11 protein-coding genes and 1 tRNA gene are annotated in these 9,909 nt (G+C 59.3%); 5 read left to right on the top strand and 7 right to left on the bottom strand.

The window, feature by feature from the left end; all coding sequences use genetic code 11:
• Positions 1-196: 196 nt before the first annotated feature.
• Together mscL and bshA are read right to left on the bottom strand one after the other, a co-directional pair.
• Complete coding sequence (gene mscL, locus J3L12_RS16235) at positions 197-562, bottom strand: large conductance mechanosensitive channel protein MscL (protein WP_208016094.1); 366 nt, start codon at positions 560-562, stop codon at positions 197-199.
• Positions 563-717: 155 nt separating this feature from the next.
• Positions 718-1,830 carry an N-acetyl-alpha-D-glucosaminyl L-malate synthase BshA gene (bshA, locus tag J3L12_RS16230; protein ID WP_243455326.1) on the bottom strand — a complete coding sequence of 371 codons (1,113 nt, stop codon included), beginning with the start codon at positions 1,828-1,830 and terminating at the stop codon, positions 718-720.
• 216 nt (positions 1,831-2,046) lie between these two features.
• Here bshA and J3L12_RS16225 point away from each other — a divergent pair, with 216 nt between their 5' ends.
• The 3 genes from J3L12_RS16225 to hisH are packed head-to-tail and all read left to right on the top strand — an operon-like array spanning position 2,047 to position 4,313.
• The gene (locus J3L12_RS16225) at positions 2,047-3,105 is read left to right on the top strand and encodes a histidinol-phosphate transaminase (protein WP_208016093.1); all 1,059 of its coding nucleotides are present in this window, start codon (positions 2,047-2,049) and stop codon (positions 3,103-3,105) included.
• Positions 3,098-3,682: an imidazoleglycerol-phosphate dehydratase HisB gene (gene hisB, locus J3L12_RS16220; protein WP_208016092.1), complete on the top strand. Its 585-nt coding sequence runs from the start codon at positions 3,098-3,100 to the stop codon at positions 3,680-3,682. Before J3L12_RS16225 ends, hisB begins: the two co-directional genes overlap by 8 nt.
• A gap of 31 nt (positions 3,683-3,713) precedes the next feature.
• On the top strand, positions 3,714-4,313 hold the full coding sequence (gene hisH, locus J3L12_RS16215) for an imidazole glycerol phosphate synthase subunit HisH (RefSeq protein ID WP_208016091.1): 600 nt from the start codon (positions 3,714-3,716) through the stop codon (positions 4,311-4,313).
• A gap of 1 nt (position 4,314) precedes the next feature.
• Here hisH and J3L12_RS16210 read toward each other — a convergent pair whose 3' ends face one another.
• The 5 genes from J3L12_RS16210 to J3L12_RS16190 form a co-directional block, all read right to left on the bottom strand.
• Positions 4,315-5,553, bottom strand: a complete 1,239-nt coding sequence (locus J3L12_RS16210; RefSeq protein WP_208016090.1) for a right-handed parallel beta-helix repeat-containing protein — start codon at positions 5,551-5,553, stop codon at positions 4,315-4,317.
• A gap of 229 nt (positions 5,554-5,782) precedes the next feature.
• Positions 5,783-6,700, bottom strand: a complete 918-nt coding sequence (locus J3L12_RS16205) for a carbohydrate kinase family protein (RefSeq protein WP_208016089.1) — start codon at positions 6,698-6,700, stop codon at positions 5,783-5,785.
• 117 nt (positions 6,701-6,817) lie between these two features.
• Positions 6,818-7,624 (bottom strand): 16S rRNA (adenine(1518)-N(6)/adenine(1519)-N(6))-dimethyltransferase RsmA, encoded by an 807-nt coding sequence (gene rsmA, locus J3L12_RS16200; protein ID WP_208016088.1) that lies wholly within the window; start codon positions 7,622-7,624, stop codon positions 6,818-6,820.
• A gap of 59 nt (positions 7,625-7,683) precedes the next feature.
• Positions 7,684-8,445: a metallophosphoesterase gene (locus tag J3L12_RS16195; protein ID WP_208016095.1), complete on the bottom strand. Its 762-nt coding sequence runs from the start codon at positions 8,443-8,445 to the stop codon at positions 7,684-7,686.
• Positions 8,446-8,461: 16 nt separating this feature from the next.
• A complete protein-coding gene (locus tag J3L12_RS16190) occupies positions 8,462-9,124 on the bottom strand; it encodes a Rad52/Rad22 family DNA repair protein (protein ID WP_208016087.1) in 663 nt (220 codons plus the stop codon).
• Between the two features lie 107 nt (positions 9,125-9,231).
• On the opposite strand from J3L12_RS16190, the gene J3L12_RS16185 reads away from it, so the two are divergent.
• Positions 9,232-9,600, top strand: coding sequence for a hypothetical protein (locus J3L12_RS16185; RefSeq protein WP_208016086.1), 369 nt, complete (start codon positions 9,232-9,234; stop codon positions 9,598-9,600).
• Between the two features lie 37 nt (positions 9,601-9,637).
• Positions 9,638-9,713: transfer RNA gene (locus J3L12_RS16180), tRNA-Ala, on the top strand.
• Positions 9,714-9,909: the final 196 nt, after the last annotated feature.

The raw sequence follows: 9,909 nt of genomic DNA, 5'->3' as shown, positions 1-9,909 counted from the left end.
TAGCGGGGCTCCGCAAAGCATAAAGAGGAGGGACGGGTTGCATTGCGAGTGGCTTCTAGCCTTTGACGACTTCGTCTCTCCTCCTCTTTATTTTCCACCCCTTTCGGGGCTTTCCCTTTATATGACGAGAAGACTTCCAAGATATTTGCGAAAGTGTACGGACATCTCTACGACGGTGCAATATTTGCAGAGTGCCCTATTTCTTCAGCGCATCGCGGATTTCACGCAGCAGGACAATGTCTTCGGGAGGGGCTGCGGGTGTGGCCGGCTCGCTCTTTTTGGACATTTCTTGCAGCTTGTTCATGGGTGTGACCACAAAAAAGTACAGGGCAAAGGCTATCATTAGGAAGCTCACCACAGCGTTGAGAAACTTACCGATATTCAGCGCTCCGAGCTTGATGGCCGAGAAGTCCGGTGCGCCAAAGATCATACCGATGAGGGGGGTGATAACATCGGTGACCAGCGAGTTGACAATCGCCCCAAAAGCCCCTCCAATGATCACACCTACCGCCAGGTCGAGCACGTTTCCACGCATGATGAAGCTTTTGAATCCTTCCAGCATATAAACCTCCTGGTGCTTGCTCTGGAGCCAGGTCGTCTCTTTTCCAGAGGCAACTTTTTGCTGCGATGAATACGGCTATTGCAAGACAACCTTGGGCCAATCTAAGCCCCAGGCGATTTGGTCGTCAAGCTGTATTCCTTGATTCGCTTCTGGTTTTACAGATTCTTTCCTTCGAGCAACCCCTTCTGCTGGGCCAGCCGATATACCTGCTCGTACTGGTCTGTAATGCGTTCCGGGTTGAAATGGGCCTGGGCGTACTGCCGGGCGGCTTCGCGCATCTGCGCCAGGCTGGGTGAAGACAGCAGCTCCACTACCGTCTGGGCAAAGGCTTCCAGATCGCCGAACTCCACCAGGCGCCCCACCTCCGGCGTCAGCCACTCGGGAATGCCTCCCACACGGGTTGCAACTACCGGAACCCCGCAGGCCAGGGCCTCGAGGCCCGACTGCCCAAAGCCCTCGTACTCCGAGGCCAGCAAGAACACGTCCGCTGCCCCAATCACCGCCTCGGGGTTTTTGGCCGTAGCCAGCGAGGTCACACTGTCGTCCACCCCCAGGCTATGGGCAATGGAGAGCGCCTCGGCCCGCTCCGGGCCGGTGCCCACCAGAACCAGCCGAGCCTTGAGCTTCTGGCGTATTTTGGCGAACACATGGATGATGTCGCCCACCCGCTTGACGGCGCGAAAATTGGAGGCGTGAACCAGCAGAAACTCGTCCTTGGCGGCATAAAAGCGCCTGGCCTCGGGGTTGGGTCGAAAACGCTCGGTGTCCACAGCGTTGTAAATCACCTGCGGGTACACCCCAAAGGTACGCTGGGCCTGCTGAGCCAGGTTATGCGAGACGGCGGTCACGGCTCTGGCCTTTTGTAACGCCTTGCTGGTAAGGGTCTGATAGGCCGGGTCTATCCCCAACAAAGTTACATCCGTGCCGTGCAGCGTGTGCACCAACGGAATGCGGCCTTCGGCGGCCAGCTCGGCAGCCACCGCGTGGGGGATGGCATAGTGGGTGTGGAGAAGCTCGAGGTGCTCCTCCCGGATGGCGCGCTCCAGGGCTCCCGCCAGGGCCAGGGTGTAGAGGGGGGCCGGAAAAACCGGATAATTGGGCACCTCTACCGGCATAAACTGCACCGGGCTGTCCTCCGGCAAACGCATGGGCAGCTCGGTCGCAAACAAGAAAACCCGGTGCCCCCTTCGGGCCAGCCGGTCGGCCAGCTCCGAGGCCACAATGCCGCTCCCGCCCAGGCCCGGATAGCACACCATCCCGATCCGCATGGCCCCAGCCTACGCAACGGTGTGCTGCCGCATTGGTACTGGGTTCACGGTTGGAATGAGGAGGGCGCTCTTGTAGGGGTCGCCAAATCTGGTCAGTCTAACCGCCCGGGTTGGGAGAGCGGCCCACCGAGTCTTGCCGATGACCATTGGTATTGGCCGTGGAGCTCGTGCGCTGCTACCCTTGACTCTGAACCCCAGACTCCCCACAATCGGGGGGTGAAGGCTTTCAAACCCCATCTCCAAGGGCTGCCCAGCTACCCCTACAAAAAGGTAGAAGCATCTGTCAAGCTCGACCAGAACGAGAGCCCGTACGATCTGCCTGCTGAACTTAAGCAGCGGGTTCTACAGCGTTTGCAGCACCTGGATTTCAACCGCTACCCTCCCCTCCACGCCGAGGATGTGCGCGAAATACTTTCGGCATATCTGGACTGGCCGATGGAGGGCCTGGTGGTCTCGCCGGGTTCCAACCTGCTGATTCAGGCCCTGGTACAGGCGGCGGGGCGGGTGCTGGACACCGCGCCTTCCTTTCCACACTATGCTTTTTCTGCCAGAATATCGGCCACCCCCTACCAGGCCATTGCGCTGGGCGAGGGGTTTGCACTGCCGACGGAGGCGCTGCTCGAGGCCCTTCAAGAAACCCCTGCTGTACTCTTTCTGCCTAACCCCCACGCCCCTACCGCGCAGCTTTTTGCCGAGAGCGATATCCGCCGCCTGGCCGATACAGCCGCGCAAACCGGCGGGCTACTGGTTATTGACGAAGCCTACCACCAGTTTTCCGGCACCGACTACGCCTGGCTGGCTAGGGCCAACCCCCACGTGGCCCTTCTGCGTACCTTCTCCAAAGCCTGGGGGCTGGGGGGTATCCGGGCGGGCTACCTGATGGCCTCGCCCGAGGTTTGCAACGTTGTGCAGAACTTTGTGCCCCCCTTTGGTCTGCCTGCACACACCGCTCAGGTTCTCCTGACGGTTCTGGAGTCGCCCGGCTATGTGCAGGCAATTGTGCAGACCCTAACGAGTGAGCGGGAACGCCTATTTCAAGCCCTGCAACCACACCCCACCTGGAAGGTTTACCCGAGCCAGACCAACTTCTTGCTGATCCGCACCCCTGATGCTGCCACCGCTTACAATGCGCTGCTGGAGCAAGGTATCCTGGTGCGGCGGCAAGACCATTATCTGGGCCTGGAAGGTTGCATCCGGGTCTCGGTGGGTACGCCGCAGGAAAACCAGCGCTTCCTGGAGGTGGCTTTTTCCCTGGTCGAGGTGCCCCATGCGTAGTGCGAACATCGAACGCAACACGGCCGAAACCCAGATCAAGCTGAGCCTGAACCTCGACGGAGCGTCCCAGGGCAGCATTTCAACCGGCCTGGGTTTTTTGGATCACATGCTGCTGGCCTTTCAGCGGCATGGGCGTTTTGGGCTGGTGGTGGAGGCCAAAGGGGATCTGGCCGTGGACGTGCATCACCTGGTGGAGGACATGGGCATTGCGCTGGGGATGGCCCTCCGGCAAGCGGTGGGGGATGCCAGGGGGCTCGAGCGCTACGGCGAAGCCAGCGTGCCGATGGACGAGACCCTGGTGCAGGTGGTGCTGGATTTCTCTGGGCGCAGCCACCTGGCCTTTGTGCCTGAAGAGCTGGGCATCGAAGGCAGTGCGGGAGGGCTCAACGCCTACCACCTGCGCGAGTTTCTGCGGGGGTTGTGCAATCATGCGGGGCTCACCCTGCACGTGCGCCTGCTGGCGGGCCGGGAAGCCCACCACGTGCTCGAGGCCACCTTCAAAGCGCTGGCCCGGGCCCTGTACCAGGCCACCCGCCTCACCCGAAGCGACCTGCCCAGCACCAAAGAGGTGTTGTAGAAGCTCGAGCGAAACCACTCTGACCCGTACCATGAAAACGCTCCTGATTGACTATGGCTCCGGCAACCTGCACAGCGCAGCCAAAGCCCTGCAAGCCACCGGCTACACGGTCACGATCTCGGCGGATCCGACCCAGATCGACCGGCACGACCTGCTGGTGCTACCTGGACAGGGCCATTTTGGGCAGGTGATGCGCTCATTTGAGGCTTCCGGCTTTGAAGAAGGGGTGCGGCGGCACATTGCAGCAGGAAAGCCTTTCCTGGGGATTTGCGTGGGTATGCAAATCCTCTTCGAAGGCTCCGAAGAAGCGCCAACGACGCCCGGGCTGGGCCTGGTTCCGGGACGACTCGCCCGCTTTCAGGCCCCGAGGGTGCCGCAAATGGGCTGGAATACGGTGGAGTACCAGCCCCCTTTTGCGCAACTATCGGGCCGGTTTTTCTACTTTGTGCACTCCTACTATGCCCCCCTCGTAGACGGAAGCATCGGCATCACCGACTACAGCGGAACCCGCTTTACCGCCCTGTATGCCAGGGCAAACGTAGTAGCCCCACAGTTCCACCCAGAAAAAAGCGGGGCGGTGGGGCTGGCTTTGCTGGGGGCCATACGGCGGTACTTTGCTGATAGGTGCTGATTTACGGCTGGCGCTCTACTTTACAGGCGTTCTCTCCGACCGTGGGCTTGCTGGTCTTTTCCAGATAAAGATCGACGCGTTTGTTTTGTTTGCACTCGTTGCCCTGTACCCGACCCCCAGCGTTGCCCACAAAGAAAATCCCATACTCGCCGTTGCTTTGCAGAAGGTTGCGCTCGAGGATGGCCTGCACACTATCCCGTGCCAGGATGCCGCTGTAACCGCTGGATTCAATGGTGTTTTGTTGAGCTACAAGCAAGGCCTCTTTTTCTGCATAGATTCCAAACTCCGCGTTGCTGCGAACCATGTTGTTGATCACCTGGATACGGGCTTTCTCGCTGACGGCAATTCCGTTGATGGTGTTCTTTTCAACCAGATTGCTGCGGACGGCGCCGGTGGCTGAACCCACATAAAACACCCCCGACTCCTTGTTGCTCAGGATGTCGTTGTTTTCCAGGTTCACCTGGGCCTGGTCTCGAGCCAGAATACCGCTGTAGGTGTTTTGCTGGATGGTGTTCATTTTGAGCGTGGCAACGGCAGTATCCGCCACGAACAGACCAAACTCACCATTCTGCTGCACATCGCTGTTCTCGAGGCTTAGTTTGCTCCGTAGCAAAACCTCGAGGCCGCTGGCCTGGTTTAGCTCGAATAAAGTGTTGTTAACCTGACCGGTGCTATCGTCGTAAAGGGAGAGGCCGCTCCCCTGGTTTTCCGAGATATCGCTGTCGTTAATCACCACCTGGCTCTGGGCTAGTGCAGCGACTCCCTCGAGCTGATTCTTGAAAACCACGCTCTTGTTGAGGGTCAGCTTGGCATTGTTCCACACGATAATGCCCGAGCCGCCCTGACGGTTGGCTTCATCCCGCATGGCTCCACTAACCGCCACGTCGTTTAGCGTTACGTCGCCTGCTTGAATGTAGATCACATAAGCCTGGGCCGTACCCTGATGTTCAAAAGCAATGCCGGTTGCGCTGGATTTGCCCGTGCTATTGAAGCGTATCAACTGCCCTTCGGCCTTGGAGGCCAGCACGGTCTTCTTGCTGCCTGTGCCAACTAGCTCAACGGGGTTGTTGAGGATCAGGGGCCGGTCTAGCCGATAAACGCCCTCGCGCATTGCCACCCGCCCGCCCCGCTGGGCCTGGGCTACAAAAGCCTGCACATCGCTAGCCGGTACTTCCGGCAAGGGCTGGGCCCAGGAATGGCCGACCCAAAACATCAGCACGACACCAAGAAAGCGTTTCATCTACACGTACCCCTCTCTTACAGTAGTCAAGCCCTTATTTGGAACTAGTGATTTTTGACCTTCAGAGAGGTGACCCATCCAATCCCAGCGATGCCAGCCCTTCCACCGGCGGCTATGGCCTATCGAGGAGATCCAGAAAGGGGTCTTTTTTTCCGAAAAGCAAGGGCAAATTGCTGACTAAAAATGGTAAAAAAACAAAACCCGCATCGTGCCTGAGGCGTTTGTGCAACTACCTGGCCTGCAAAAGGTCTTTCTCGGTAATCAAGCGACCCTGCCCCCCAATGGCGGTGGCTGCCAGGGAGCCTGCCAGGTTGCCCAAACGGGCGGCCATAAAGGGGTCTTTGCCTTGCAGAATGGCATGGGCGAAGGTGGCGGTAAAGGCATCTCCCGAGCCGGTGGTGTCTACCACCTCTTCTAAGGGGTAGGGCTCTACCAGTTCTTGCCGGGTTGGGGTAATCACGATGGAGCCCAGCGCGCCAACCTTGACGATGACGGTCTCGAGGCCCCAGCCCTTGAGTTCGTTGACCCCCTCGCTAATCGAAGTGGCGCCGGTCAGGGCCAGCAGCTCCACCTGGTTCATCAGCAGGTAGGGGACGCCCCGCAGAATGTCCAAAAGTTCCTTGCCTGCGGCCCGCACCGCGCCGGTGCCGAGGTCGGCGAAAATGGGTAGGTCGCGTTTGCGCGCGGCATCCAGAGCGTTGATGGCGTACTGTCGCTGAGGGCCGCCCACGAAGGCATAGGCCGAGAACACCACCGCGTCTATTTGGTCAAGCATTTTGGCCTTGAACTCGGCCACATCTAGGTAGCGGCTGGCGCCCCCCGCCGAAATCATGGAGCGTTCGCCCCCTGGTATCAGCAAAATCAGGATGGAAGAGGTGGTTTGTTCGGAATCCACCTGTAGATATTTGAGGTCAACGCCCGCTTTCTCGAGTTGAGAAAGGGCCACACTGCGGAATGGGTCGTTGCCTACCCGACTGGCAAGATAGACCTTGTTGCCCAGACTGGCCAGATGGGCGGCCAGGGTGCCCCCCGCTCCCCCAGGCTTCATCAGGGCTCGTTGAGCCGGAACCTCCTCGCCTGGCTCCGGGATTCGCTCGAGAAAATAGATTAAGTCAACCGATACGTCCCCTACGACAAAAAACCGCATCCCGGCCTCCCAGCCTGTGTGAACCGCTGCAGGGTTTCTTATATCCTAGCGGTATAACCAGCAAGATGAGTAGTAGGTTATCGCAAGCGTATGAGAAATCCCTAACAAGGTCTCAATCTAGCTGATTCTATCGAGAAATTGTTCAAATTGCTGCAAGCTCAGGGCCTCACCCCGTACCTGGGGGGGAAGATTAAGGGCCCATAGCGCCTGAGAAACCTTGCCGGGGTCGTAACCTGCGGCCTTGAGCGCATTGAGCAGGGTTTTGCGCCTTTGGGCAAACGCCGCTTCGATCAGGCGAAAGAGCGCGGGGTGGTCGGGGTTGGTATTGGGGTTCAGGCAAACCACCGAACTCGTGACCCTGGGCGGGGGGAAAAAGGCGCCGGGGGGCAAGTCCACGATGCGCCGGGCCTGCGCGTGGTACTGCACCCGCAAGCTCAGGAGCCCATATTCAGGTGTACCTGGTTGGGCGGTCATGCGCAGTGCCACCTCCTTTTGCACCAGCACCACCATGCGGCGGAACCGGCCTGAGCGCAGCAACAGGGTGATGAGGGGGGTGGCAATGTTATAGGGCAGGTTGCCCGCAAAAAGGCTCTGGGGGGGGACACTGGCCCAGTCAAAAGCCAGCGCATCTCCCCAGACGATTTGCGCCGTCAGCCCGGCCAGGGTCTCGGTGTAGGCGGCCTCGAGCCGACGATCCATCTCGAGGCTAATAACCCTCGCACCCGCCTCGGCCAGCGCCCGGGTCAGGGTTCCCAGCCCAGGCCCCACCTCGTACACGGTTTCGCCCGGTGTAAAGCCAACGGTTTGAACTATTTTGTCCAGGTAGCCCTTCTCCACCAGAAAATTCTGCCCAAAACGCTTATCCGCCCGCAGGCCATAGCGCTCCAGCAGTTCCCGGACAACTTTAGGCGAGGTGAGGTTCATGGTTGTTGGGAAGACCCAAGCGTTTTCCCGTTGTTAGCAGGCTTTTCTTTGCAGTCCCATTATTGAAAAGTTGCGCCCACCGGCGGGATTTCCACTATTTCCCAGTCCAGCTTGTCCTCATCGAGAATCAGTTCCAGGTACTGATCCTTATCCAGGGCGTCAATCAGGGCCAGCTTGTCCTTAACCAGGATGCCGTTTTTCATCACGGTGTGCCCGTACACGCCAAAGCGGTATCCCATGCGCTCGACGTAATCGGCGTTGTGAAGCCACCACTCTTTGGCTTCGCGTCCGTTGTAGAACATTTCATCGTAGGTTTGCAGCCACGGTACTGGCCCCACATGGGCAAAATTCACCCCGTACAGATTGACCTGGGCCGGGAAGGTTTGAAACCAGTTTTTCAAGTCCTCGGGAAACTCCACCCCTCCTAGCTCGGGGTGAAACTCCTTGTGCTCGAGATGGGCATTCCCCAGAACCATCTCGCCGGTGATGGCGGCGTGGTCGTGGTTGCCCATCAGGATGGTGATGTGCTTGGGGGCGGCCTCCTGGAAGCGTTTGATGCGCATCAGCTCGCGGATTTGCGCCCTGGCCGCCATGCGCAGGTGGTCGGGGTTGTTGGGGTCGTAGTCCTCGAGGCCGGTCAGTCGGCGGTAGTCGGCCAGCAGCTTGGGGTGCACCAGGTCGCCCATCAGCACCACCCGGTAGGTGCCGCGTCTGAGGGGGTCGGAAGGCAGCCAGTCCTCGCCCACCGCGTACGAGTTCTTCAAGGCCCGCCACAGCCTGGGAAAGTCGGCGTGGAGGTCTCCAATGGCGATAACCTTAATCACGGGTATCCTCTGCTTACGAAGCCTGCCCTTTTAGCAAAGCGCGTAGCTCGCCGTAGAGTTTACGGGTTTCGTCCGGATGTTTACCATACCCTCCATATTTCATCACAATCTGGGCAGCTTGCTTGCCCAAACCTTCCTCCTTCAGGCGTTCAATCAAGCGGTCAATCAGTTCCTGGGGTTCGGGTTTGGCCTCAAGGGGGGTAGGAGTGCTTTCCGGGCGAGAGGGGGCTTCTGATGGCGTTCTTTTGTGAGAGGCGACTTCCGGTGTATGAGGTGGATGAAACAGCCCGGTCTCGGGGTTGTGGTCAACCCACTGCTTCTCGAGGTGGTACAGGTGCCTACCCAGGCCAAATTTCATCGCGGTTCGCAGGAGCGCATCGGCAAAAGCTGCCTTGAAACTATCGCCCTCCCCCACGTCTTCCTTGGAAATATCCATCACGGTAAGCCTGCACTTCACCGCATAATGGCCTGCTGCATTGGTCGGGGTGTGGAGCACCTCGTAGGTGTCCTGCCAGCCGTGGATACCGACCACCTCATCCAGCCGATCCAGCACTGCCCGGGCGTCCAGATATGGCGCTACCAGGGCCCGTCTTTTGTCTTTGGATAGAGCCTCCACGCGCCACGCCAGTTCCTCTGGCGGGAAGGGCTCGCTCAACATCTCCCAGACGTCGTTCATTGGGCTTCATTCTAGCAGCCCGCCCAGCGGGGTTCTGGTCGAAGGTGAAAGGCCCTTTAACATCCCTCACATGCGAGCCTGGACATCCAGGGGCTAATGTAGAGCCTATGAAGTGGTTTGTGGCCTTGCTTGCGTTAGGTTCGGTGGCCTTTGCCCAGATACGCGTGACCCTCGAGGCCCCACCCCCGCCCACCCTGGTCATCAGCGCGGATGTGCGGATTGCCCTGGTGCCGGGCATTGTGGTGGTGGAGCGGGTTCCCGAACCCCAGGGGATCCTGGTGGTGTACCGCAGCAGCCGGGTAGCCGAGGTGTATACCTATCATCACCGCGACCTGGTAGCTCGGGGTTGGACTAGGGTTAAGTTCCAGGCTAGCGATGGCCGCTACAAGTCGGAGTACCGCCGGGGCCGGGCCAAGACCAAGCTGGAAGTGCGTGACCGCCGGGGCCGGGTTGAGGTGCGGGTAAAGGAAGGCTAGACACCAGAAGCGCTCCCGGCTACACTATCAAACGCTTGGGGCCGTGGCGCAGCTGGGAGCGCGCTTGAATCGCACTCAAGAGGTCGGGGGTTCGAATCCCCTCGGCTCCACCAAGTCCAGGACGGTAAAAATCCGAGGAAACCGACCCTCGGATTTTCGTTTTTGGGTGCACCTGGAATCAGGGTAGTCATTTGAGATTATCACCGGTGGCTGGATGGAAAGACCTGATGGCGAAGGATGTCAGAGATAGACCAAATGCGGTCAGTGAGATGGGCAGCCATGGCCGGGGAACGGGGTTGGTAGCGTTTA

The sequence above is a fragment of the Meiothermus sp. CFH 77666 genome (genome assembly GCF_017497985.1).
In the GTDB taxonomy this organism is placed as follows: Bacteria; Deinococcota; Deinococci; order Deinococcales; family Thermaceae; genus Meiothermus.
This window is presented reverse-complemented; position numbering and strand designations above follow the sequence as displayed.

Coding starts and splice junctions, on each gene's coding strand:
- mscL (WP_208016094.1), bottom strand. CDS start 562: ATGCTGGAAGGATTCAAAAGCTTCATCATGCGTGGAAACGTGCTCGAC.
- bshA (WP_243455326.1), bottom strand. CDS start 1,830: ATGCGGATCGGGATGGTGTGCTATCCGGGCCTGGGCGGGAGCGGCATT.
- hisB (WP_208016092.1), top strand. CDS start 3,098: ATGCGTAGTGCGAACATCGAACGCAACACGGCCGAAACCCAGATCAAG.
- hisH (WP_208016091.1), top strand. CDS start 3,714: ATGAAAACGCTCCTGATTGACTATGGCTCCGGCAACCTGCACAGCGCA.
- J3L12_RS16210 (WP_208016090.1), bottom strand. CDS start 5,553: ATGAAACGCTTTCTTGGTGTCGTGCTGATGTTTTGGGTCGGCCATTCC.
- J3L12_RS16205 (WP_208016089.1), bottom strand. CDS start 6,700: ATGCGGTTTTTTGTCGTAGGGGACGTATCGGTTGACTTAATCTATTTT.
- rsmA (WP_208016088.1), bottom strand. CDS start 7,624: ATGAACCTCACCTCGCCTAAAGTTGTCCGGGAACTGCTGGAGCGCTAT.
- J3L12_RS16190 (WP_208016087.1), bottom strand. CDS start 9,124: ATGAACGACGTCTGGGAGATGTTGAGCGAGCCCTTCCCGCCAGAGGAA.
- J3L12_RS16185 (WP_208016086.1), top strand. CDS start 9,232: ATGAAGTGGTTTGTGGCCTTGCTTGCGTTAGGTTCGGTGGCCTTTGCC.